Below are 23,914 nucleotides of genomic sequence, written 5' to 3'. Positions count from 1 at the left end.
GGTCCGGCCGGGCGCCCCGGCTGGATTGGGAGGGGCGTGAGCGGGGGCGCGCGGCGCCGAAAACCTGTTGCGTAGGTCACATTCGGGTTGGCAGGCTCGCTGCCATGACCTCCTGAACAGCCCCGGCCGTGACCATGCCGGCCGCATCCCCGCTCTTCCGATCGGCGCGCGACCCGCGCCTTCTGTGCCACCCGCCCGTCCCACCCGCAACGGAGCGTCATGCCGCTCAAGACCCTGCCGCTGGCCGATCCCGGCGGCCCAGACCTCTCCTCCCCCCTCGCCTTCCTGCGCTGGCTCCAGCGCAGCCAGCGGCGCGGCCAGGTGCTCGCCACCTGCTGGGCACTGCTGGAGATGGGCTGCCAGGCGGCCCTGCCGGTGCCGCTCGGCCTGGGCGTCCAGGCCGCCGTCGACGGTGATGCCGCCGGCGTCTGGCGGGCCGGCGCCGCCGCGCTCGCCCTCTCCGCCGTCGCCGCGCTCGGCGCCGTCCTGCTGCACCGGCAGGCGGTGTGGAACTGGATCCACGCCGCGACCCAGGTCCGCCAGCTGGTGGCCCGCCAGGCCTCGCACCTCGGCACCGGGCTCTCCCGGCGGATCGCCACCGGCGAGATCGTCGCGGTCGGCAGCGGCGACGTCGAGAAGATCGGCTGGTACGTCGAGCTGGTCGCCCGGGTCCGCGGCGCGGTGATCGTCTGGCTGGCCGTCAGCACCGCGGTGCTGATCGCCGAGCCGGTGCTCGGCCTCGTCGTGCTGCTCGGCGTCCCGGTGCTGGCCGCCGCGGTCTGGCCGCTGCTCGGCCCGTTCGAGCGGCGCTACACCGAGCAGCGGGCGCTGGGCGGCAAGGCCACCGAGCTGGCCGCCGACACCGTCGCCGGGCTCCGGGTGCTGCGCGGCATCGGGGGTGAGGAGCTGTTCCTCGCCCGCTACCGGGTGGCCTCCCAGAAGGTCCGTTCCGCCGCCGTCCGCTCGGCCCGGATCTGGTCGCTGATGCAGGCCCAACAGGTGCTGCTGCCAGGCCTGTTCGTGGTCGGCGTCACGTGGTATGGCGCCCACCTGGCCGCTGCCGGGCGGATCGGCATCGGCGCGCTGATCGCCGTCTACGGCGCCACCGCGTTCCTGGCGGCGCCGCTGCGCATCCTCGGCGAGGCCGCGCACGCCTGGAGCGTCGCCCGGGTCTCCGCCGGGCGGGCCGTCCGGGTGCTCTCGCTCAGCCGGACCACCGGCACGCCCGACGCGGAGCTGACCAGGCCCGCGCAGTCCGACCTGTACGACCCGGCCTCCGGGCTGACCGTCCGGGCCGGCGAGCTGACCGCGGTGGTGTGCGGTGACCCGGACTTCGCCGGGGAGCTGGCCGAGCGGCTCGGCGGGCACGTCCCGCTGGCCGACGGCGAGCAGCCGCGGCCGTCGGCCCGGCTCGGCGGCACCGAACTGGACGCCGTCCCGTTGGCCGAGGCGCGGGCGGCGGTGTTGGTCCACGACAAGGAGCCGGTGCTGCTCTCCGGCACCCTGGCCGCCCTGCTCGACGTCCCCGCCTCTGGGCGGGTCACGCCCGCCGAGGCGCTGGCCGCCGCCCGCGCGGAGGACGTGCTGGACGCCCTGGTGGACGGCTCGCCCGACTGCGGAGGTGATCCGATGCGGGCCGGGATCACCGAGCGCGGCCGCTCGCTCTCCGGCGGACAGCGCCAGCGGCTGGCGCTGGCCCGCTCGCTGCTGGCCGACCCGCCGGTGCTCGTCCTGGACGAGCCCACCAGCGCGGTCGACGCGCACACCGAGTCGCGGATCGCGGCCGGGCTCCGCAAGAACAGGGAGGGGCGTACCACCGTGGTGTTCGCGACCAGCCCGCTGCTGCTCGACCAGGCGGACCGGGTGGTGCTGCTCCAGGACGGCCGGGCCGCCGCGGCCGGCCGGCACCGGGAACTGATGCACACCGAGCCCGCCTACCGCGCCGTGGTCACCCGCGACGAGGAGTCGGCCCCGGTCGGGGAGGGCGTGTGAACGGCCCGACCCCGTACCCGGACCGGCAGCCGAACGGCCGTGCCCCGAACCGGGCGACACCGCGGAGGAACGCTGCGGCCGGGCGGCAGGCGCACCACCCGCACCACCCGCACCGTCGGAACCCGCACCACCCGCACCCGCACCGCCGGAACCCGCACCCGCACCGCCGGCAACCAGACCATCCGAGGAGCACCGCATGAAGCCCCCCGTCCAACGGGAACAGGGGCCGGCCACCACCCTTCCGGTCGGCTCCCCGACCGCCGTCCGCGCCTACCTGGGGCTGCTCGCCCGCCGGCACCGGGCAGGGTTCTCCTCGGTGGTGGCGCTGCACTCGGTGGCCACCGTCGCGGGGCTGGTCGGGCCGTGGGTGCTCGGCACCCTGGTCGAGTCGCTGGCCACCGGTACGGCCGAGTCCACCATCGCGGTCGCGGTCGGCTGGTACCTGCTGGCGCTGGTCGTGCAGTCGGCCTTCACCTGGTGGTCGCGGTTGCGCGGCAGCATCCTCGGCGAGCGGGTCCTGGCGGACCTCCGGGAGGACTTCCTGGTGCGCTCGGTGACCCTGCCGACCGGGGTCCTGGAGCGCGCCGGCACGGGGGACCTGGTCTCCCGCGGCACCACCGACATCGACCGGCTGGACAAGTCGGTCCGCGAGGCGGTGCCCGAGCTGGCCGTCGCCGTGGTCTCGCTGCTGCTGGTGCTGGGGGCGCTGGTGGTCACCTCGCCGCTGCTCGCCCTCACCTCGCTGATCGGCCTCCCGCTGCTGCTGGCCACCTCGCGCTGGTACTTCCGGCGCGCCCCGCAGTCCTACCGGAACGAGTCGGCCGGCTACGCCGCGGTGAACACCGTGCTCGCCGAGACGGTCGACGCCGGGCGGACGGTCGAGGCGCTGCGGCTCGGCGACGAGCGGGTCCGGCTGACCGACCGCAAGCTCGGCGAGTGGCTCGCCTGGGAGCGGTACACCCTCTGGCTTCGCTCGGTCTGGTTCCCGACCATCGACGCGGTCTACACCCTGGCGGTGCTCGGCACCCTGGTGCTCGGCGGTCTGTTCACGCTGCGGGGCTGGATCACCGTCGGCCAGCTGACCACCGGGGTGCTCTACGCGCAGGCGCTCATCAACCCGGTCGACCTGATCCTGCGCTGGTACGACGAGCTGCAGATCGGACAGGCCTCGCTGGCCCGGCTGGTCGGGGTCCGCGAGGTGCCGGAGCACGAGAGCGACGAGGACGCCCGGCCGGACGGCCGCAGGGTCGAGGCGAAGGACGTCCGGTTCGGCTACCGCGAGGGCGCCGACGTGCTGCACGGCATCAGTCTGGACGTCGCCCCGGGCAGCCGGGTGGCCCTGGTCGGGCCGTCCGGCGCGGGGAAGTCCACCCTGGGCCGGCTGCTGGCCGGGATCTACGCACCCGGCCGGGGCAGCGTGACGCTCGGCGGGGCGCCGCTGGCACGGATGCCGGCCGAGCGGGTCCGGGCCCAGGTCGCGCTGGTCAACCAGGAGCACCACGTCTTCGTCGGCACCCTGCGGGACAACCTGCGGCTGGCCGCGCCGGACGCCGACGACACCGAGCTGCGCGCCGCATTGGACGCGGTCGACGCCGGGGAGTGGGTGGACGCGCTGGCGGAAGGTTTGGACACCGAGGTCGGTTCGGGCGGTGCCGCGCTCACCCCGCCGCAGGCACAGCAGCTGGCGCTGGCCCGGCTGGTGCTGGCCGACCCGCACACCCTGGTGCTGGACGAGGCCACCTCCCTGCTGGATCCGCGGGCCGCCCGGCACCTGGAGCGCTCGCTCTCCCGGGTGTTGGAGGGGCGGACGGTCATCGCCATCGCCCACCGGCTGCACACCGCGCACGACGCGGACGTGATCGCGGTGGTCGAGGGCGGGCGGATCAGCGAGTACGGCAGCCACCCGGAGCTGGTGGCGGCCGGCGGCCCGTACGCGGCGCTCTGGCGTTCCTGGCGCGACGAGCGGTAGCCGTCCCCGGTGCTCGGCCGGGCCTGGTGCTCGGCCGAGCCGGTCATCGGCCGTGCCCGGCACTTGGCGCTGCCCGGGCCTTGGCCGTGCCCGGTACTCGGCCCTACGAGGCAATTGGCCGGGCCGGTGCTCGGCCGGGCACTCGGGACCGGGTGTGAAACCCGTACGGGGCAGGGTTGCCCCGTGCGGGTTACCCGCCTGGCGCGTAACCGGACAAATCATCTGATCCCGCCGCAGACTGCGCGTGTGACCAAGATTTCAGACGGCTCGTCCGGATCCAAGCGCAACGAGATCGGTGGCATCCCCACCCGGTACATCGGGATCGGCGTCATCGTCGTCCTCGCCGTGTGGTTCCTCTTCGCCAACCTCGACAGGGTGCAGATCCAGTTCTGGGTCTTCACCGTCACCGCGCCGCTGTGGATCGCCCTGCTCGCCACGCTGCTCGCCGGCGCCGCACTGGGCTGGCTGATGAAGGGCCGGCGCAGTCGGTGACCGCTGCCGCGCCCGCTTCCGGGGAACCCGGCTCCGCCTTCGCGCCCCTGATCGAGCTCCGCGGCGTCAACAAGCACTTCGGGGACCTGCACGTGCTGCAGGACATCGAGCTGACGGTCGGGCGCGGCGAGGTCGTGGTGGTGATCGGGCCGTCCGGGTCGGGCAAGTCCACCCTCTGCCGGGCGATCAACCGCCTGGAGCCGATCGAGGCGGGCAGCATCCTCATCGACGGCCGGCCGCTGCCCGAGGAGGGCAAGGGGCTGGCCAGGCTTCGCGCCGACGTCGGGATGGTCTTCCAGTCCTTCAACCTCTTCGCGCACAAGACCGTGCTGCAGAACGTCTCGCTGGCCCAGATCAAGGTCCGCGGGCGCCCGAGGGCGCAGGCCGACGCGAAGTCCCTGGCGCTGCTGGAGCGGGTCGGGCTGGTCGCGCACGCCGGCAAGTACCCGGCCCAGCTCTCCGGCGGCCAGCAGCAGCGGGTGGCGATCGCCCGCGCGCTCGCCATGGAGCCGAAGGCGCTGCTCTTCGACGAGCCGACCTCGGCGCTCGACCCCGAGATGATCAACGAGGTGCTGGACGTCATGCGCCGGCTCGCGCACGAGGGCATGACCATGGTGGTGGTCACCCACGAGATGGGGTTCGCCCGGGCCTCGGCCAACCGGGTCGTCTTCATGGCGGACGGGCGGATCGTCGAGGACCGCGCCCCCGAGGCGTTCTTCGGCGCCCCCGAGAGCGAGCGCGCCCGGGACTTCCTGTCCAAGATCCTGAAGCACTGAGGCCGTGTCATGAGAGGGCCGTGCCATGAGGAGGCGTCGTGAAGGGGGCGGTGTCGTGAAGAAGATCGTGGCCCTCGCGGTCCTGACGGCGCTGCTCGCCGGCTGTGGCAAGGAGGGCACCCCGCCGCCGAAGGGTCCGCAGCCCAGTGCGCTGCCCAGTTACCAGGTGCAGAGCGGCGCCGGCATCACGGGCTCGCCCACCCTGGACGAAGCCCGCGGCCGGGGCCATCTGGTGGTCGGCGCCAAGGAGGACCAGCCCTACCTGGGCCAGAAGAACCCGGCCACCGGGGAGTACTCGGGCTTCGACATCGAGATCGCCAAGATGGTCGCCGCCGACCTCGGCTTCCCCCCGGAGAAGATCGAGTTCAGGACGATCGCCTCCGCCAACCGCGAGACCGCGCTGCAGAACGGTCAGGTGGACTACTACGTCGGCACGTACACCATCAACGACAACCGGAAGAAGCTGGTCGGCTTCGCGGGCCCGTACTTCCTCGCCGGCCAGTCGCTGCTGGTGCGCAGGAACGACAACGCGATCCACGGTCCGGAGGACCTCGCCGGCAGGAAGGTCTGTTCGGCGGCCGGCTCGACGCCCTACCAGCGGATCCAGAAGCAGTACCCGAAGGCCAGGCTGATCGCCTACGACACCTACTCGGCCTGCGTGGACAACCTGATCACGGCCCAGGTGGACGCCGTCACCACGGACAACACGATCCTGATGGGCTACGCGGCCAAGGTGCCGGACGAGATGAAGGTGGTCGGGCCGCTGTTCTCCCAGGAGCCGTACGGGATCGGGACGCCGAAGAACGACACGGTGCTGCGCGGCGCACTGAACGACGCCCTGGCGCACCACGAGGAGAACGGCGACTGGAGGAAGGCCTACGACGCGACCCTCGGCCTCTCCGGGGTGCCCGCCCCCACCCCGCCGCCGATCGACCGGTACTGAGAGGGCCGCTGTGAAAACGCTGACCGACAACTGGTCGATCTACTGGCACGGGTTCCTCGGCACCCTCTCGCTCTTCGTGGTGAGCGCCGTGCTGGCGCTGGTGCTCGGGGTGCTGATCGCGAGCTTCCGGGTTTCACCGGTGAAGCCGCTCCGGGTCTTCGGCACCACGTGGGTGACCCTGCTGCGCAACACCCCGCTGACGCTGCTGTTCTTCATCGTGGTGCTGGGCCTGCCGCGGTTCGACATCACCCTCCCCTTCTTCACCTTCGCCGTTCTCGCCCTCGGCTGCTACACCTCGGCGTTCGTCTGCGAGGCGATGCGGTCGGGCGTCAACACCGTGCCCACCGGCCAGGGCGAGGCGGCCCGCAGCCTGGGGATGACCTTCGGCCAGACGATGGGCCTGGTGGTGCTTCCGCAGGCGTACCGGTCGGTGGTCGCGCCGATCGGCAGCGTGATGATCGCGCTGGCCAAGAACACCGCGATCGCCGGCTCGTTCAGCGTGACCGAGCTGCTCGGCACCTACCGGACCATCAACGAGCTGGGCTACGGCATCGTCTGGACCTTCGTCTGGATCGCCGTCGGCTACCTGGTCATCACGCTGTCCATCAGCGCCGTCTTCAACCTGCTGGAACGACGAGTGGCGGTGGCCCGGTGACGGTGGAATCCTCCGCGCTCTACGACATCCCCGGCCCCAGGGCGCTCGCCCGGCACCGGCTCTACGGGATGATCGCGCTGGCGGCGATCGCCGCGCTGGTCGGCTGGATCGTCTACATGCTCTTCCACACCGAGCAGTTCACCTACGGGAAGTGGACGGCCTTCCAGTACCAGGGCGTCCAGGAGCTGCTGCTGCGCGGGCTCGCCAACACGCTCAAGGCCTTCGGCTGGACGGTGCTGTTCGCGCTGCCGTTCGGCGCGCTGTTCGCGGCCGGGCGGCTCTCCGACCACCGGGCGGTGCGCGGGCTCTCGACGCTGGTGGTGGAGTTCTTCCGGGCCATGCCGGTGCTGGTGATGATCTTCTTCATCTTCGTCGCGCTCCAGGTGGAGCCGCTCTGGGCACTGGTGGCAGGCCTGGTGCTGTACAACGGCTCCGTGCTGGCCGAGGTCTTCCGGGCCGGCGTGCTGGCGGTGCCGACCGGGCAGCGCGAGGCGGCGTACGCGCTGGGCATGCGCAAGACCCAGGTGATGGCGTACGTCCTGGTGCCGCAGGCCAACCGCGCGATGCTGCCGGCCATCATCAGCCAGCTGGTGGTGGCGCTCAAGGACACCTCGCTGGGTTTCCTGATCACCTACGAGGAGTTCCTGCACGCCGGCAAGCTGATCGCGACCAACCTGGACTACGACCTGCCGTTCATCCCGGTGGTGATGGTGATCGCGCCGGTCTACATCGGGATGTGCCTGCTGCTCTCCTGGCTGGCCCGCTGGGTCGAGGGCCGCAGCCGGCGCAGCCCGAGCATGCGGGGCGGGGCGCCGGTGGCGAAGGCCGAGGTGTCGATGGGGCTGCCGCCGTCCGCCCAGCCGTAGCGGTCCGGGTGTCCGAGGGCCGGAGGAGTGGCGGGGGTCGGAGAAGTGGCGGGGCGGGAGGAGTGGCGGGGCCAGAGGTTCGTCCGTAAACCATAGGTGCGGACGGGGTTAGGTGAGTGCTCTCCAAAGTCTGCTTATGATTGCGCCCGACAGAACGGGCACGGGCGGGCGGAGGGGCAGTGGAGCCGGTATTCGACTCACGGCACATCAGGACCTTCCACGAGGTGGTCCGGGCCGGCTCCTACTCGGCGGCCGCCCGCGAACTCGGCTACACCCAGCCCGCCATCACCCAGCAGATGAAGGCGCTGGAGCGGTCCGTCGGGGTGCCGCTGTTCACCCGGGCCGGGCGCGGGCTGCGGCTCACCGAGGCCGGCGAGGCGCTCTCCCGGCACGCCGAGCTGATCCTCGGCAGTCTCTCCGCCGCCCAGCAGCAGCTCGCCGCGCTCGCCCGCCTGCGCGCCGGGCGGGTCCGGGTCTGCGCCTTCCCGAGCGCCAACGCCACCCTGATACCCGAGGCGACGGCCCGGCTGCTCGCCGAGCACCCCGGTGTCCGGGTCGAACTGCTGGAGGCCGAGCCGCCGGACTCCGTCCAGCGCCTGCTGCGCGGCGAGTGCGACATCGCCCTGGCCTTCCGCTACCCGGGCGCCGCCACCGAGGTGCCGGACGGGCTGGACGAGATCCCGCTGATGGAGGACCTGCTCACCGTGCTGCTGCCGGTCGGCCACCCGCTGGGCCGCCGGCACGCCGTCCGGCTGGCCGATCTGGACGGCGAGCGCTGGATCGCCGGCTGCCCGCGCTGCCGGGCCAACCTGCTGCACGTCTGCGCGGAGGAGGGCTTCGCGCCCGACATCGTGTTCTCGACCGACGACAACCTCGCCGTGCAGAGCCTCGTCGCCGCCGGGGTCGGGATCGCGCTGATGCCCGCGCTGGTGCTCTCCTTCATGTGCCACCGCAAGGTCACCGGGCGAGCCGTCGAACCGCACCTGCGCCGGCAGGTCTGCGCGTACGTGCTGCGCGAGCACCGCCGCATCCCGGCCACCGCGCTGGTGCTGGACCACCTGCGGTCGGCGGCCGCGGCGCGCGTCGGCTGCTGAGAGCCGCAGCCGGCCGGGTCGGTGCCGGAGGGCGATTCATAAGCCTTGTTTGGGGTATTGCGAAAGAACCCTCGTTGGACGTGATAGGTCGCCTGGGTCGAACCTGCTGGCATGACACCCTCCGCCACGGTCGGCAGCGACCGGCTCACCGAGCGCATGACCGCCCTGGTCGGCGAGATCCGCGCGGTCGTGGACCGCGGTCTGCCGCCCGAACTCACCGCCTACCTGGTCGGCGAACGCCTCGCCCCGCATCTGGGCGACGAGGGCCTGCTCACCGACGCCCAGCGCGAGGGCGACCCGGACCGCTACCGCCAGCACGTCCTGCACGCCGAGAGCGACGGCAGCTTCTCCGTCGTCGCGCTGGTCTGGCTGCCCGGCCAGCAGACCCCGATCCACGACCACGTCTCCTGGTGCGTGGCCGGCGTCCACCGCGGACAGGAGAGCGAGACCCGGTACCGGCTGGTCTCCGACGGGCGCACCGCCCACCTGGTCGAGACCGAGCACGTGGTCGGGCCGGCCGGCACCGTCGCCGCCTTCGCCCCTCCCGGCGACATCCACCTGGTCCGCAACGCCTGTAGCTCCACCGCCATCTCGATCCACGTGTACGGCGCCGACGTCTCCCGGCTGGGCACCAGCATCCGGCGGGTCTACCGGCTGCCCGCCGACGACCAGCAGTGAGCACGCCATGGCACTGACCATCCGGGAGCGGCGCGTCCGCACCCGCCTGCTGCCCCCGCTCGGCGGGGACACCCCCGGCCTGCTGCTTGCGGCCCTCGGCGTGGCCGCCGCGCTCGCCGTCCACCAGGCCGTCCCCGCCGTGCCCAAGCTCACCGCCGCCGTCGTGCTCGGCATCGCGGCCGCCCACCTGCCCGGGCTGCGGCCCGTGGTCCGCGGCGTCGCCCGGCCCGGCCTCTCCACCGCCGGGCGGCGGCTGATGCGGCTCGGCATCGTGCTGCTCGGCCTCAAGCTCAGCCTGGACGACGTGCTCGGGCTCGGCTGGGCCACCGTCGCCATGGTGCTCGCCGTGGTCGCGGCCACCTTCACCGGCACCTGGTGGCTCGGGCGCCGGCTCGGCCTGCCCGGCGACCAGCCGCTGCTCGTCGCCACCGGGTACTCGATCTGCGGGGCCTCGGCGATCGGCGCGGTCAGCCAAGCCGCCGGCAGCGAGGAGGAGGACGTCGCCGCGTCCGTCGCCCTCGTCACGCTCTGCGGCACCCTGGCGATCGCCGTCCTGCCGTTGCTCCAGCAACCGCTCGGGCTCGGCGAGGCCGAGTTCGGGCGCTGGGTCGGCGCCAGCGTGCACGACGTCGGACAGGTGGTCGCCACCGCGCAGACCGGCGGGCCGGGCGCGCTGCGCGAGGCGGTACTGGTCAAGCTGATGCGGGTGGTGCTGCTGGCGCCGCTGGTGGCCGGGGTCGCCGTCGCGGTGCGGCGGGCCCGCCGGGGCGAGGCGGACGGCCAGGCCCCGGCCGGCAAGCGGCCGCCGATCGTCCCGCTCTTCGTGGCCGGCTTCCTGGTGATGATCGCGCTGCGCTCCGTCGGCGTGCTGCCCGACCGGGCGCTCACCCTGGCCGGGGACGCGCAGGAGCTGCTGCTGGCGGCGGCCCTGTTCGGCCTCGGCAGCGCCGTGCACCTGCCCACCCTGCTGCGCACCGGCGGGCGGATCGCGCTGCTCGGCCTTGGCTCCTGGGTGATGGTGGCCGGGGTCAGCTACGCGGGAGTGCTGCTCACGACGTGACCGGTCCCGAGCGGGCCTCCGCTATTGTCGAGCGGGTAGTCCGTGCAGCCGAGTACGCAGAGGAAACCGGATGTCCACCGCACTGCCCGAACGGGACGGCCACGACGCCGTCGTCACGCTCGACCGGCGGGAGGGCCCCTTCGGCGAGGTGGTTCTGCGGCAGCGCGGACGGCACTTCGAGATCATCGCGAACGGCTGCTTCCTGATGGACACCGCGGACGGGCGCTCGGAGCGGCTGCTGATCCAGGCGGCGCTGGACGAGCTGGACCGGACGGGCGACGCGGCCGAGCGGCCGTCGGTGCTGATCGGCGGACTCGGCGTCGGCTTCTCGCTGGCGTACGCGGTGGCCGAGCGGCGCTGGGGGCGGATCGCGATCGTCGAGCGCGAGAACGCGATCATCGACTGGCACCGGACCGGCCCGCTGGCGGCGTTCTCGGCCGGCGCGCTGGACGACGACCGGGTGGCGGTGCTCCACACCGACCTGCTGGAGTACCTGGCGGGGGCGGACGGCGAGCGCTACCACGCGCTCTGCCTCGACATCGACAACGGCCCGGACTGGACGGTCACCGACTCCAACGCCGGGCTGTACGGGGCGGACGGGCTGGCGGTGCTGCGGCACCGGCTGCAGCCGGGCGGCGTGCTGGCGGTCTGGAGCGCGCAGCCCTCCCCGGACTTCGAGGAGGCGCTGCGCGCGGCGGGCTTCTCGGACGTGGTCACGCACGAGATCCCGGTCGCCCGGGGCGTGCCGGACGTGGTGCACCTGGCCCGCCGCGCCGACTGAGCGCACGCGGCGGGCCGGGCTTCGCGGCCGGACCGCCGGTCTACTTCAGGCCGTTGTCCACCGCGGCCATCAGCTCGCCGTTGGCGGTGTCACCGTCGAAGGCCCAGATCATCGCGCCGGCCAGCCCCTGGGACTTGATCCAGGCGGTCTTGCGGGCCATCTCGGTCGGGTCGTCGTAGGTGTAGAACACCGAGCCGTTGTACAGGTACGCGTGGCCGGCCACCGGGTCCCGGTAGAGGGTGTAACCACCGCTCGTGGCGTACTCCTTGAGCTTGTGGTAGTCCTCGAAACCGGCCTCGTAGGTGCCCGGCGCGGGGCCGGTCGCGCTCTGGAAGAGGCCGTTGGTGGTGCCGCGCGGCACGCCCGTCCAGCCGCGGCCGTAGAACGGGATGCCCAGGGTGAGCTTGCTCTTCGGGGCGCCGCCGTTGACGTACGCGTTGATCGCGATCTCCGAGCTGAACTGCCGGTCCGGGGTGGACGGGTCGCCGGCCGCGAGCTTGAGCGCCGACTGCTGGTTGGTGCTCATCTCCCAGCCGCCGTGGTAGTCGTAGCCCTGGACGGTGGCGAAGTCGAAGGCGCCGAACAGGCCCGGGATGTCGATGCCCGCAGTGATCTTCGCCGGGTCGGCCGGGAGGAAGGCGCTCAGCGTGTAGTGCTTGCCGGTGGTGGCGCCGAGCGCGTCCAGCTGGCGGCGGAACTCCTGGGCCAGCAGGGTGTAGTTGGCCTTGTCGGTGGGCCGGAAGATGTTCCCGTCGTGCCCGCCGGAGGCCGGCCACTCCCAGTCGAGGTCGATGCCGTCGAAGATGTTGGCCGCGCTGCCGGCGCCGCCGCGGCCGTCGATGACCGGCAGGTTGCCCTTGATGTACATGTCGATGCAGGAGCTGACCAGCGCCTTGCGGGAGGCGTCGGTGGCGGCCGCGTCGGAGAACCACTTGCTGTACGACCAGCCGCCCAGCGAGATCTGGATCTTGAGGTTGGGGTACTTGGCCTTGAGCTGCTTCAGCTGGTTGAAGTTGCCGGCCAGCGGCTGGTCCCAGGTGTCGGTGGTGCCGGCCACTGAGCTGCCGGCGTCCCAGCCCTTGCCGAAGTCGGCCCAGGCGTCACCGGCGCCGTCGCCCGCGTTCGGGTCGTTGTCCGGGCCGGCCGCCTTGTTGGTGATGAAGCACTGCTTGGTGGTCGGGTGGATGTTGGCGAAGGCGTAGTTGAGCGTGGTGAGCCGGCCCGCCGAGCCGGAGGTGTCGAGCTTCTTCACGCTGTAGCCGCGGGCGTAGATGCTCCACTGCGTGAAGTAGCCGATCTTCAGCGCACCGGGGTTGGTGCCGCCGGCCTTGGTCTTGCCGGTGACCGGGCCGGAGGCAGGGGAGACGTTGCCGGCCGCGTCACGGGCCTTCACCGTGAAGGTGTACGAGGTGTCCGGCGCCAGGCTGCCCACGGTGGCGGACGGCGTGGTGACGGTGGCGGCGAGCGCGGTGCCGTTGTAGACGTCGTAGGCGGTGACGCCGACGTTGTCGGTGCTGGCCGCCCAAGCCAGCGAGATGCTGTTGGCGTCGGAGCCGGAGACGGTGGGGGTGCCGGGGGCGGTCGGCGGCTGCTTGTCCGGGTCGGCCGGGGGCTTGGTGGTGGCGCTGACCGGGCCGGCGGCGGCCGAGCGGTTGCCCGCGGCGTCGAAGGCCTGGACGGTGAACTGGTAGGCGGTGCCTGCGGTCAGGCCCTGGACGGTGACCGCGGTGGTGGCGCCGTCCGTGGTGGCCACCTTGGTGCCGCCCTGGAACACGTCGTAGCCGGTGACCGCGACGTTGTCGGTGCTCGCCGTCCAGGAGAGGTCGATGGTGGTCTGGGTGGTGTTCCCCGCCTGGAGCCCGCCCGGAGTGCTCGGCGCGGTCTGGTCCCCGCCGGAGCCGTCGCACGGCCGGCCGTTCAGCTTGCAGTTGAGCAGCGGCTTGTAGCTGCCCGAGTAGGCGATGTTGAAGCCGAAGTTGTAGGTGCCGCCGGGCGGCAGGCCGGCGGCCCAGCCCGGGTTCTTGACCGTCACGTGCGAACTCGCCGTGGTGTAGCCCGCGTTCCACAGCGAGGCGACCGTGTTGCCCGACGGCAGGTCGAACTCCAGGGTCCAGCCGTTGACGGTGGTGCTGGATCCGTTGGTGATGGTGTAGCTGCCCTCGTAGCCGCTGCCCCAGTCGCTGCCCTTGGTGAAGGTCGCGGTGACGGACCCGGCGGCGTGGGCGGCGGTGGCGGGCAGGGAGGCGGCGAGCAGCGGGACGAGCAGTGTCCCGGCCGCCAGCAACGGCAGCTTGATCCGACGTCTGCGCATGGTTGTGGCTCCTGTCCCGGGGTCTCCGGGCATGCCGGGTCGCCCCGTTACCTGTGGGGAGGTGTCAGGTGCGTGGAGCAGCGTGCGGGCGCTCCGGCCGTGGGGCGGCGCGGAGCGGGAGACCTCGGGCCGTCGGGGTGCCGCAGAGGATCCTGTGCTCCCCGAGAGTAGGGAGCCGGCCGGCAACTGGCAATAGGTCTGTACCAGTTGGCGGGCGTGAACATGACCGCGGGTGCGGGGAGGGCGGGTTCACCCGGGACGGGGCCAACCGTGGCCGCCCGGGCCCTTGTTCGGGGGTGAGGTGGAGCGGTGCTCGGGGGGTGGGGCGGGGCGGCGTTCGGGGGTGAGGTGGAGCGGTGCTCGGGGGGCGGGGCGGCGTTCGGGGGTGGGGCGGAGCGTCGGAGGGCCGCCCCGGTGGGGCGGCCCTCCATCGCGGACCTCAGCCGAAGGGGCTGTTCTCCGGTGCGACGGCCGGCGGGGCGGCCGGGGCGTCCTGGGTGAACATGCCGGACGGCGGTGCGAAGGGGTTGAAGTCCGGCGGCGGGATCATCACCGGAGTGCCCTTGGGCTTCCGGTCCTCCTCCTGCGACTCCTCGTCGGACGGCAGGGTCGCCGTCGGCGCGGGGACGGCCGGCGGCGCCGAGGGCGGCGGCGGGACGGGGGCCGACTGCTGCGGGAGGGTGGTGCCGAAGGGGTCGCTCGGCTGGTCGGCCGTCACCGTGCCGAACGGGTCGGTGGCCGGGGCCGATGCGGCCGCGGGTGCCGCGGCCGGGGCGACGGCGTCCATGGGCAGGGGGGCGAAGGCGAAGGGGTTGAAGTCCGGCGGCGGGATCATGACCGGGGTGCCCTTGGGGCGGTCGTCCTCCTCGGCGCGGGGCACGGTGGTGTCGGTGAGCGTCGGGGGCAGCACGCCGAAGGGGTCGAAGTCCGGCGGCGGGACCGCCACCGGGGCGCCCGCGGATGCGGCGTCCGGACCGTCGTCCGGGACGAGGATCGGCTCGGCCGGCGTCGGGTCGGCGACCGGGGCGAAGGGGTTGAAGTCGGCCGGAGGGACGCGCACCGGGGTCCCGCGCAGGTGCACCGGCAGCGGCGTCGGGTCGGCGGGGGCGGGGTCGGTGAAGACCGTCGGCAGCGACGGAAGGCCGGCGGCGGGTTCCGCGGGGGCCGGGTCCGGTGCGGCCACAGGGGCCGGTGCCGATGCCGGAGCCACGGGAGCCGGGTTCACGGGGACGCCGCGGGCCGGCGTCGGGGAGAGGACCGGGGGAGGGGTCTGCACCGGGACGGCCGGGGCGGTGAGCGTGCCGGCGACGCCGTCCCAGCCGAACTGCACGCTCGTCAGCAGTTCGGCGAAGGCCTCGGTGTACAGATCCCAGTCCTGCGGCTGGCCCGTGGTGAGCTGGACGCAGAGCACCGAGACGCCGTCCGGCAGCGGGACGAACGCCTCCACCACCGAGGTGACCGCCCAGCGCCGCCCGCCGTCGGCGGCCAGCGTGCCGGGCACCGGGACGCTGCGTCCCTCGACCAGGACGGCGGCCGGTCCGGCCGGCAGCAGCACCGTCCAGACCTCGGCGTGCCGGCGGACGGTGGCCAGCTCGGTGGCGAGGCCGGTGATCGGCAGCGGGTGCCGGGCCAGCGAGACCACCAGGGTGGCGTCGCTCGGGCGGCCGTCCACCTCGACCGCGCAGACGCCCGCGTAGACGGTGCCCGAAGCGGTGAGGATGTCCGCCAGAGTGGCGGCGATCACCGCGAAGTCGCGGCGCGGCGCCGGGCCGGTGCCGCTGAACAACTCCTCGGCCACCTCGGCCAGATGGGTGGTCAGCTCGGTGGCGGCCGCGGCGGTGGCCGGGTCGAGGCCCTTGCCGGCGGCCACGCCGTCGGCGGCGGCCGGGCCGGTGGGCACCGTACGGGCCGAGACGCCGGGCGGACCGCCCGGGGAGGTCAGCGGGTGGAAGCCGGGCGGCACGACGAGGCGGACCTCGGCGCCGGCACCGGTGGCCAGCTCGACCGGCTGCCGGGTCTGCTGCCCGGAGGCGAGCGCGGCCAGCGCGGCGGCGAACGGCGGGCGGAGCTTGGGGTCGGCGGCCTCACCGGACACCGGCAGCTCGAACAGCGCGGCCGAGAGGGTGCCCCGGTCGGCCACCGCACCGCGCACCGCACCGCCGCCGTACCGGGCGAGCAGCGCGTCCGTGGCCGGTCCGGCCACCGGGGCGCCGGTGCCGGGGCGGGCCGTCCCGGCGGTGACGACGGTGCCGAGCCGGTCGACGGCGTCGTACACCGGGCCGTTGGGGGCGAGCCGCAGGTTGAACAGCGACTCGGCCGACGGGTGGGTGCCGCCGCGCAGCGTGGTCAGCGAGGCCGCCGGGTGGCGGGAGGCGTGCGGTGCGAGAAGGGCCTCGGTGAGCGCGCCGAGCGTCGCGGACACCTGCTCCGCGGCGGCGAAGGGGTTGGTCTCCGCGGTGAACTGGCCGTCCTGGGTCAACTGATGAGCCCCCCGCTCTGCTGCGTCTGCGTTCGGTGGTCCGGTGGTCCGGGCGCGCCGGTGACCGGATGCGCCGTCGGATCCGTGGACATTCCTATCAGAGGCCGCGGTCGGGGCAGAACCGGCGGCCGGTCCGGCGGGGCCGGCGGCGGTCGGTCCGTCGGCCGCGGAGCCGGCCGGTCCGCGGTCCGCGGAGTCCGTCGGCCCGTCAGTTTTCCGGTCCGCCGGCCGGTCGGCCGGTCGGCCGGTCCGTCAGTCCGACGGCTCGGCCGCCAGCGCGGCGACGGCGTCCGCGATGCCCGGGACGGCGAACAGCCCGGCGAGGTCGCGCACGAGCCGCCCGGCCGGGCCGTCGGGGCGTTCCCCGGCGAAGAACCCGGCGAATTCGGCGGCCAGCGCGGGCTCGCGGGCGGCGGTCAGGGTCAGCGAGGCGACGAACTCCTGGACCAGGTGGAGCTGGAGCTCCTCCAGCGGCACCGAGCGCTCGGCCAGCCACTCCAGCGAGGTGATCTCGGCGTTGGCGATCCAGGCGCGGACGGTGAGCCGCACGCCAGGGCTGGGCGAGGGGAGGGCCAGGTGCGCCAGGATCTGGTCGGCCGCGGCCTGCCGGACGTCGTCGATCACCGCGGACGTCCCGGCGCTGGCCGCGACCGAGCCGCCGCGCAGCAGTGCGGCGAAGCCGGGGCCGTGGCTCTGCACGAAGTCCAGGTAGCGGCCCATCACCCGGTGGAGCCGGTCGGAGAGCGGGCCCTCGTGCGGCTCCTCGAACCGGCCGGCCAGCTCGCGCCCGGCCCGGCGCAGCGACTCCTCGTACAGCGCCTGCTTGCCCGGGAAGTAGTGGTAGACCAGCGGGCGGGAGGCGCCGGCGGCGGCCGCGATGTCGTCGATCGACACCTCCTCCGGCGGGCGGCGGCTGAACAGCTCCAGCGCGACGGCGATCAGCTGCTCGCGCCGCTCGTCCACGCTCAGCCGCCGGCGGGGCTTCTCGCCACCCTTGCCGCCGCCCTTGCCCGCCGCCTTGGCCGCGCCCGTACCGCCGGCCGGCCCGGCGTCGGGGCCGGTGGTCCGGTCGCTGCTCCGGTCGGTGCTCCGGCGGGGGCGCGCGGACGTGGGCGACGCCGACGGCGTACGGGAGGCCATGCGCGCCACCCTAATTCGTTGATAGCGGATCGGTGGAGCCAGGGGGCTGTTGCCGGTCCGTTCGAATGCCGAGGTCGTGACGCCTCGCGCCACCCGGGTCGCTGAGGCCTTCGGATAGATCGGCGCGCGGCCCCGGCATTCGCGGTGGTGGCGGCCGCGTGGGCGCCGGAGGAAAGCCTTGATGATGCCAGGCGTCGATGCCTTTGAACAGAGCGGCGGCGTCCGGCGCCTTCGCGGCCGTCACCACCGTCAACACCACGCTCTTGATCACTCGTTGGTGTTGGTGGTGCGAGCCCACCGCATGGTGACCTCTCGTTTTGCCCGAGTCGCCCGAGCTCCCGCAAGAGACCGAGGCCCGTGGGGTGCGCTGGTGCCACGAACGGCTAGTGAGGTGGCGGACCGGCTGGATGGCCGAGTCCTGGAATTAGGTCGCTGCGTGGCCCGCATGCGCTCGTGACCAGCGCAAACATCGCGCCCTGGGAGGGAACAACTTGATCTACTGTGGCATCGACTGGGCCGACCGGACGCACGACGTCGCCCTGGTCGACGACACCGGCCGGCTGCTGGCCAAGCGGCACATCACCGACGATGCGGCCGGCTGCAAGCTGCTGCTGGACCTGCTCGCCGAGTACGGGGACACCGAGGATGCCCCGATCCCTATCGCGATCGAGACCTCCCGTGGCCTGCTGGTCGCGGTCCTGCGGACCGGTACTCGGAAGGTCTTCGCGATCAACCCGATGGCCGCCGCCCGCTACCGCGACCGCCACGCCGTCTCCCGCAAGAAGTCCGACCCCGGCGACGCCCTGGTCCTGGCCAACATCCTGCGCACCGACATGCACGCCCACCGGCCTCTTCCCGACGACAGCGGCCTGGCCCGCGCCGTCGCCGTCCTCGCCCGCGCCCAGCAGGACGCCGTCTGGAAACAAACAGCAGATGGCCAACCAGCTCCGCTCACTGCTACGCGAGTACTACCCGGCGGCGTTGGCCGCCTTCGAGCCGTGGAAAAACGGCCTGTGCCGCCCCGAAGCCCGCGAGATCCTCAAGACAGCCCCCACCCCGGCAAAGGCCGCGCGGCTGACCCGCACGCAGCTCGCCGCCGCCCTCAAGAGGGCCGCCCTCAAGAGGGCCGGCCGCAAGCGCGGCATCGAGGCCGAGGTCGAGCGACTGCGCGAGGTCTTTCGCGCCGACTGGGCCCACCAGCCCCCGCTGGTCGAGGACGCGCTCGGCCAGCAGACGCTCGCTCTCCTGGGCCAGCTCGCGGCTGCCTGCACCGCCGCCGACGACCTCGCCCAGGCCGTCGAGGAGGTGTTCCCGCAGCACCCGGACGCCGAGATCATCTGCAGCTTTCCCGCGGCGTTATCCGGGGTGCTCAGGGGCCGTAAGACAAGTACGGCAAGTGGCCCTGATCAGTCCGTGCCTTACAGATATCCAGGGGTTCGTCAGGCACGTACGGCACGTCAGCGGCGGGCGTGCTCGGCGCCCTGGTCAGGAAGTGGGTGCGCCGTTGCCGGAGCGGGAGTTGCCGGACGGCACTGCGGTGCCGGCCGCGACGGCGACGTGCACGCTGATGCTCAAGGACCTGGAGTGACGCTGGATTTCACAGCGTCGTCACCGATGCGACGAGCGAGCCACCGCGCTCGACGGCTACTGCTCCGCGCGGCTCGACCTGACCGTCACCCCCTCAACGATTCCGCCAGTCCGCCGACAATCGGGCAGAGCGGCCCAGAACGTCCTCCCAGTCGGACACCCTGCCAAGGCTCAGTCGAGGCTTCTGTCAGGTCGGGTGTAGAAGGACTCGACGCCCCGCCAGGGTGAGGGGCCGCCCAGTGATCGGTCCAAGCGCCGTTGGGACGGGGCAAGGGAACAGCGGGCCGCATTGACGAAGCTCAGGTGAGCCTCACCCAGCGCGGTATGAATCGGCCGCAGTTCTTCGATGTCGGTCGGCTGACGCCCATGGAAGAGGATGGTGAAGTCCTCCAGGATCTCGCAGACCCGCTCGGCTGCTGCACTGGTCGCCGGGTCGGCAACGAGGCTGACCGAGTGCTGGGCGGCCACGAACGGCACCCAGTCGACGGCGGGCCTGCGCTCGTCGAGGAATGCCTCGCGCAGCTCCGCCTCCACGGCCCCGAACGCCTGCAGGAACTTCTCGTAGGCGGCGGTCTGCGTCCCCTGCAGCCATTGCTGGTGCTGGCCGCGGCGTCCGATGACACCGCCGGCGATGACGCCCACGACCGTTGCGGTGACACCACCTGCGGTGGATATCAGCAGATCCCATGAGAGGGTCAAGCCAGGTCTCCTCACGATGGATGAGCGGGGCGCCCATCGGCAGCCCCGCGCTGAACGAGGCCAACGGAATGAACGTCAATTCTCGTCCAGCGGGGAACATTTCGGCCTGGTGAGGGCACGCTCGCTACGGCTGCGCTGTCGTGGGTCGCAGCAGTCACGCGAACGACGGCCACCTGGCGGCGGCCCACTCCCGCCAGCCCACCCAGCCGGGCGGCGGGCCAGCGGTCCCGCGGCCCTCCAGCTCCGCCGCGTCGGGCTCCTCGAAATGCGCCCGCCCGTGCAGGATGTCGGCCTCGGACATCGGCAACGTCTCCTCGGGGGCAGTCGCCCAGCGATGGGCAATACGCGCGCGCTGGGTCTCATCGTCCACCGGCAGGTAGACCATGCGGAAGCACGCCTCCTCGGCCTCCACCAGCCAGCGGATGGCAGACCGTTCGTCCCGCGACCAGCAGCCGTAGTCCACGACGACGTTGGTGCCCAGTTTGACCGCCTCCAAGGCGAGCCAGAGCATGCGCCCCTCCAGCACGTCGCGCTTCCCGTCTGCCTCCGCCTCGCCGAACAGGGGAATCATCCAGTCGTCGGGCGTCAGACGCAGCGCGCCGTACTCCGCGGCGAGCTGCCGAGCCCGCGTGGTCTTTCCGGCCCCTGGCAGGCCGACCATCAGGAGCAACGTAGTCACACCCAGATCGTGGCAGGGAAGCCAATCAGACGACCACCGCTTTATCCGCCCGCCGATCATGGGCGAGCCACAGGCGGGTGAAGGCCACGGTGACAGTGTGTGGAGAACGTAGGCGGCACAGGACACGTCGCATCGGAGCCTCGACTACGTGCCTTACATCCCTGACAACTCCAGATGCACGCTGACATGCTCAAACTGCCTAGGAGCCCCAGATAAGGGCCGACTCGCCCTCGCACAGGTCGACCAGGTGCGCGGCCCAAAATCCGGGCCCGTCCAGCAGCGGGAGGCCGTCCACAACGGGAGCCGAGGAGTACCAGCGCCGTGCCATCGCCATGCCGCGATTCTGGCGTACGAGGATCAGCTCTGTTCGACCGCCCCACGCTCCACCCGGCCACCGGCTTGACGGCTTGGCGCCGTGAGGTGTCTATCCGGCCGCGCTATCCGCGCAGCTCGCGGTAGCGGCGGTACGCCTCCAGCCCGTCGGGGACGAACTCGTCGCGCGCCAGCCGCTCGTCCAGCTCCGCCGGGGTGAGCCAGGCGTGCCAGGCGACCTCGGACTCCTGCGGCGACACCGGGCCGTCCCAGCGGGCCTCGTACACATCGCACCACCAGGAGAGCCCGCCGCCCCGGTACAGGAACTTGAACAGCGGCTCCGGCTCGATCCCGTGCACGCCGAGCTCCTCCTCGGCCTCCCGGACGGCGGCGCTCGCGTACGACTCGCCCGCGCCGACCACGCCGCCGACGAACATGTCGTGCGCGCCGGGGGCGAACAGCTTGGTGTCGGTGCGCCGGTGCACGAAGATGCGACCGGCCGGGTCGCGGACCAGGATGAAGACGCAGCGGTGGGTCAGCCCGTCCCGGTACACCTCCCCGCGCCGGGCGGTCCCGATCACCCGGTCGTGCTCGTCGACGACGTCCAGCAGCTCTTCGGCAGGGTTGGTCATGACGGACAGGTTAGGGTTTCCGGGCCCGGTTCGAACGCACCGAACGGAACTCCGCACGGACTCCGGACACGGGCACGGTACGCATTCGGACGAGGCTGGGCGGCACGCGGTGGTGGAGATCTGGGGCGGGACGGCCGAGGGCTTCGAGCCGGTGCGCGACGCCTTCGCCCGCAACTTCCGGGAGTACGGCGAGCTGGGCGCGGCCTTCGCGCTGTACGTGCGCGGCCGCAAGGTGGTCGACCTGTGGGGCGGCGACGCCCGGCCGGAGGTCGGCGGGCGGCCCGCACCGGCCGTGCCGTGGACGGCCGACACCGCGCAGGTGCTGCGCTCGGTCACCAAGGGCCTGACCGCCACCACCGCGCTGCTGCTGGCCGACCGCGGGCAGCTCGACCTGGACGCGCCGGTCGCCTCGTACTGGCCGGAGTTCAAGGCGGCCGGCAAGGACCGGGTGCCGGTGAGCTGGCTGCTCTCGCACCAGGCCGGGGTACCCGCCCTGGACGTGCCGCTGCGCCTGGAGGACGTGCTGACCTGGGAGCGGGCGGCGGCGGCCGTCGCCGCCCAGGCACCCGCCTGGGAGCCGGGCACCGCGCACGGCTACCACCCCTACACCTTCGGCTGGCTGGTCGGCGAGGTGGTCCGGCGGGTGAGCGGGCGGACCGTCGGGCAGTACTTCGCCGAGGAGATCGCCCGGCCGCTCGGCCTCGACCTGTGGATCGGGCTGCCGGCCGGCGCCGCCCCGCGGGTGGGCCGGCTGGTGGACCTGCCCGCGCCGGAGGCCGCCCGGACGGGGCCGAGCGGGCTGCGGCTGCGTCCCAAGCAGGCGGTGCGGGACGCCTACCAGGACCCGGCCTCGCTGACCGCCCGCGCCTTCGCCTCGGTGCGTCCCGGGGTGGACCTCAACGACCCGGCGGTCCAGGCCGCCGAGATCCCCGGCGCGGGCGGGATCGGCACCGCCCGTTCGCTGGCCCGGTTCTACGCGGCGCTGGTCGGCGCGGCCGACCGGCACGGCGGCGGGGCGGGCGAGGTCCTGCCGGCGCTGTTCGGGCCGGAGCTGCTGGCCCGCGCGGTCGGACCGGCGGTCAGCGGGCCGGACCGGGTGCTGATCGTCAACTCGACGTTCGGCCTCGGTTTCTTCCGGCACGGCCCGACCTCGCTGATGGCCTCGCCGGCCAGCTTCGGCCACCCGGGCCGGGGCGGCTCGCTCGGCTTCGCCGACCCCGACCTCGGGCTGGGCTTCGGCTACGTCACCAACGGCATGCAGCCCGGGGTCACGGGCGACGTCCGCTCGCGGAACCTGATCCGCGCGGTGCGCGGCTGCCTCGGGCTGCCCGCCTGAGGGCCGGACCCTAGGCCTGGCCGGTCTCGAAGCGCGAGATCTTCCCGTGGTCGACGGTGAAGCGCCAGGCGGTGCGCATCTCGCCCCAGGTGTCGTTGTTGTAGCTGGCGATCAGCGCGTGCCCGCCGTCGGACTCGGACTGGACGTCCATGTGGCCGTGGCTGGAGAAGATCTCGCGCTCGGTCCAGTCGTCGACGTCGCGGTCGGAACCGTCGTCGGACATGGTCGCGTCGGGGGTGAGCAGATCGCGGAAGGCGGTCCGGTCGCCCGAGTTGACCGCGGCGACGAAGGCGCGGACGGCCGGGTCGGACAGCTTGGCGACGGCGATGGTCATGGGGTCTCCCAGGGGGACGAGGGATAGGGACCTCCTGTTTATTGCGTCGCCCGGGCGTGTCCGGGAATGTCGGCGGCGCGTCGGAGATTTTCAATTTTCGTGTGCTTAGATCCGCTATGGGTGATTTGCACGTAGAAGGGAGTCCCGGATGGGTCCGGCCGAACTGCTCGTCCTGACGTTCCCGCAGCAGACCATCACCATCGAGGCCGCCGAAGCGCTCGCCAAGCTGCGCACCGGCGGCGACGTCCGGGTGATCGACTCGCTGGTGGTGACGCGGCACCCGGAGGGCGAGGCGACGTACGGGGAACTCGCCGACTTCGAGCACCTGCGCGGCGTCGTCCCGGACGGGAGCGCCGAACTGCCGCTGATCGGGCCGGAGGACGCCCAGGAGGCGGCCGAGCTGCTGGCGCCGGGGACGGTGGCGCTGCTGGTGCTGATCGAACACGTCTGGGCGCAGGAGACCGCCGAGGCGCTGCGCGAGATCGGCGGGCGGATCGCCTCGGGCGTCCGGATCCCGCCGGAAAACATCGGCGAGGCCGTTCGCGCCGCCGAGGCGCACCGCGCGGCCGGGAAGTGAGGACGCCATGTTCCGACCTCTGCGCCCGATCCGCCCGGTGCGGGTGATGCGGCCGGTGGGCGCGCCCCTGGTGCGCGGTCTGGTGGTGGGCGGTGCCGCGTACGCGGCCGGCCGGGGTGCGGCCGGCCGGCGCCGGGGTGAGCAGGACCAGAACGAGGCGATCGCCGCGTTGCAGGCCCAGGTGGCCGCCCCGGCGGGAACGGCCGCACCGGCCGCACCGGCCGTCGCGGTCGTCGCGGCTGCGCAGCCGGGGCAGGCCGCGTCCGCCGTGCCCACCGCGTCCGGGCTGCCCACAGTGCCCGCCGTGCCTGCCGCGTCCGCCGTTCCCGCTGTGCCCACCGCGTCCGCCGGGGCGCCGGACATCGCGGACAAGCTCGCCGATCTGGGCCGGATGGCCCAGCAGGGCCTGCTCACCCCCGAGGAGTTCGCGACCGCCAAGGCGCGGCTGCTCGGCGGGTGAGCTCGGGAGAAACGCGGCCGGGCGCCCCGCCCGGGTGCCCGGCCGCGGACCACGGGGAGTGG

At 73.2% G+C, this 23,914-nt stretch carries 21 protein-coding genes and 1 pseudogene; 15 read left to right on the top strand and 7 right to left on the bottom strand.

Going from position 1 to position 23,914, the window contains the following annotated elements; translation table 11 throughout:
- Positions 1-219 precede the first annotated feature (219 nt).
- The 11 genes from C2142_RS07225 (at position 220) to C2142_RS07175 (ending at position 11,306) form a co-directional block, all read left to right on the top strand.
- The gene (locus tag C2142_RS07225) at positions 220-1,992 is read left to right on the top strand and encodes an ABC transporter ATP-binding protein (RefSeq protein ID WP_148641614.1); all 1,773 of its coding nucleotides are present in this window, start codon (positions 220-222) and stop codon (positions 1,990-1,992) included.
- A gap of 196 nt (positions 1,993-2,188) precedes the next feature.
- A complete protein-coding gene (locus tag C2142_RS07220; RefSeq protein ID WP_148641613.1) occupies positions 2,189-3,961 on the top strand; it encodes an ABC transporter ATP-binding protein in 1,773 nt (590 codons plus the stop codon).
- Positions 3,962-4,207: 246 nt separating this feature from the next.
- Positions 4,208-4,453, top strand: coding sequence for a lipopolysaccharide assembly protein LapA domain-containing protein (locus C2142_RS07215; protein WP_148641612.1), 246 nt, complete (start codon positions 4,208-4,210; stop codon positions 4,451-4,453).
- A 47-nt stretch (positions 4,454-4,500) separates the two neighbouring features.
- Positions 4,501-5,229: an amino acid ABC transporter ATP-binding protein gene (locus C2142_RS07210; protein ID WP_148642251.1), complete on the top strand. Its 729-nt coding sequence runs from the start codon at positions 4,501-4,503 to the stop codon at positions 5,227-5,229.
- A 25-nt stretch (positions 5,230-5,254) separates the two neighbouring features.
- Positions 5,255-6,172, top strand: a complete 918-nt coding sequence (locus C2142_RS07205; RefSeq protein WP_148641611.1) for a glutamate ABC transporter substrate-binding protein — start codon at positions 5,255-5,257, stop codon at positions 6,170-6,172.
- Between the two features lie 10 nt (positions 6,173-6,182).
- Entirely contained in the window at positions 6,183-6,827 is a 645-nt protein-coding gene (locus C2142_RS07200) for an amino acid ABC transporter permease (RefSeq protein ID WP_148641610.1), read from the top strand.
- Entirely contained in the window at positions 6,824-7,693 is an 870-nt protein-coding gene (locus C2142_RS07195) for an amino acid ABC transporter permease (RefSeq protein WP_174315597.1), read from the top strand. The genes C2142_RS07200 and C2142_RS07195 overlap by 4 nt, the downstream gene beginning before the upstream one ends.
- A 179-nt stretch (positions 7,694-7,872) precedes the next feature.
- Positions 7,873-8,787: a LysR family transcriptional regulator gene (locus tag C2142_RS07190; protein ID WP_148641609.1), complete on the top strand. Its 915-nt coding sequence runs from the start codon at positions 7,873-7,875 to the stop codon at positions 8,785-8,787.
- A gap of 111 nt (positions 8,788-8,898) precedes the next feature.
- Positions 8,899-9,465, top strand: coding sequence for a cysteine dioxygenase family protein (locus tag C2142_RS07185; RefSeq protein WP_148641608.1), 567 nt, complete (start codon positions 8,899-8,901; stop codon positions 9,463-9,465).
- Between the two features lie 7 nt (positions 9,466-9,472).
- Positions 9,473-10,525: a putative sulfate exporter family transporter gene (locus C2142_RS07180; protein WP_148641607.1), complete on the top strand. Its 1,053-nt coding sequence runs from the start codon at positions 9,473-9,475 to the stop codon at positions 10,523-10,525.
- A gap of 70 nt (positions 10,526-10,595) precedes the next feature.
- On the top strand, positions 10,596-11,306 hold the full coding sequence (locus tag C2142_RS07175; protein ID WP_148641606.1) for a spermidine synthase: 711 nt from the start codon (positions 10,596-10,598) through the stop codon (positions 11,304-11,306).
- 40 nt (positions 11,307-11,346) lie between these two features.
- Here the strand turns inward: C2142_RS07175 and C2142_RS07170 are convergent, their stop codons facing one another.
- From C2142_RS07170 to C2142_RS07160, 3 genes are all read right to left on the bottom strand, one after another.
- On the bottom strand, positions 11,347-13,617 hold the full coding sequence (locus C2142_RS07170) for a glycoside hydrolase family 18 chitinase (RefSeq protein WP_148641605.1): 2,271 nt from the start codon (positions 13,615-13,617) through the stop codon (positions 11,347-11,349).
- A 439-nt stretch (positions 13,618-14,056) separates the two neighbouring features.
- Positions 14,057-16,096, bottom strand: a complete 2,040-nt coding sequence (locus C2142_RS07165; protein ID WP_148641604.1) for a hypothetical protein — start codon at positions 16,094-16,096, stop codon at positions 14,057-14,059.
- A 252-nt stretch (positions 16,097-16,348) separates the two neighbouring features.
- Positions 16,349-17,065, bottom strand: a complete 717-nt coding sequence (locus C2142_RS07160) for a TetR/AcrR family transcriptional regulator (RefSeq protein ID WP_241003132.1) — start codon at positions 17,063-17,065, stop codon at positions 16,349-16,351.
- Between the two features lie 647 nt (positions 17,066-17,712).
- On the opposite strand from C2142_RS07160, the pseudogene C2142_RS07155 reads away from it, so the two are divergent.
- Positions 17,713-18,586, top strand: a pseudogene (locus tag C2142_RS07155) (IS110 family transposase); the annotation flags it as partial.
- A 408-nt stretch (positions 18,587-18,994) separates the two neighbouring features.
- On the opposite strand, the gene C2142_RS07150 reads toward C2142_RS07155, so the two are convergent.
- From C2142_RS07150 to C2142_RS07140, 3 genes are all read right to left on the bottom strand, one after another.
- On the bottom strand, positions 18,995-19,522 hold the full coding sequence (locus tag C2142_RS07150; protein ID WP_148641602.1) for a hypothetical protein: 528 nt from the start codon (positions 19,520-19,522) through the stop codon (positions 18,995-18,997).
- Between the two features lie 154 nt (positions 19,523-19,676).
- Complete coding sequence (locus C2142_RS07145) at positions 19,677-20,201, bottom strand: ATP-binding protein (protein WP_148641601.1); 525 nt, start codon at positions 20,199-20,201, stop codon at positions 19,677-19,679.
- Positions 20,202-20,638: 437 nt separating this feature from the next.
- Positions 20,639-21,145, bottom strand: coding sequence for an NUDIX domain-containing protein (locus C2142_RS07140; RefSeq protein ID WP_148641600.1), 507 nt, complete (start codon positions 21,143-21,145; stop codon positions 20,639-20,641).
- A gap of 109 nt (positions 21,146-21,254) precedes the next feature.
- Between C2142_RS07140 and C2142_RS07135 the strand changes: the two genes are divergently transcribed.
- Positions 21,255-22,481: a serine hydrolase domain-containing protein gene (locus C2142_RS07135; protein ID WP_148641599.1), complete on the top strand. Its 1,227-nt coding sequence runs from the start codon at positions 21,255-21,257 to the stop codon at positions 22,479-22,481.
- 10 nt (positions 22,482-22,491) lie between these two features.
- On the opposite strand, the gene C2142_RS07130 is transcribed toward C2142_RS07135, so the two are convergent.
- Positions 22,492-22,815 (bottom strand): nuclear transport factor 2 family protein, encoded by a 324-nt coding sequence (locus C2142_RS07130; RefSeq protein ID WP_148641598.1) that lies wholly within the window; start codon positions 22,813-22,815, stop codon positions 22,492-22,494.
- 148 nt (positions 22,816-22,963) lie between these two features.
- On the opposite strand from C2142_RS07130, the gene C2142_RS07125 reads away from it, so the two are divergent.
- The gene (locus C2142_RS07125) at positions 22,964-23,392 is read left to right on the top strand and encodes a DUF6325 family protein (RefSeq protein WP_148641597.1); all 429 of its coding nucleotides are present in this window, start codon (positions 22,964-22,966) and stop codon (positions 23,390-23,392) included.
- Between the two features lie 7 nt (positions 23,393-23,399).
- Positions 23,400-23,852, top strand: a complete 453-nt coding sequence (locus C2142_RS07120) for an SHOCT domain-containing protein (RefSeq protein WP_206670927.1) — start codon at positions 23,400-23,402, stop codon at positions 23,850-23,852.
- Positions 23,853-23,914: the final 62 nt, after the last annotated feature.

The sequence above is a fragment of the Streptomyces sp. CB01881 genome (assembly GCF_002953255.1).
Classification (GTDB): domain Bacteria; phylum Actinomycetota; class Actinomycetes; order Streptomycetales; family Streptomycetaceae; genus Kitasatospora.
The sequence above is the reverse complement of the archived record's forward strand: the minus strand, read 5'-3'. Positions and strand labels throughout refer to the sequence as shown.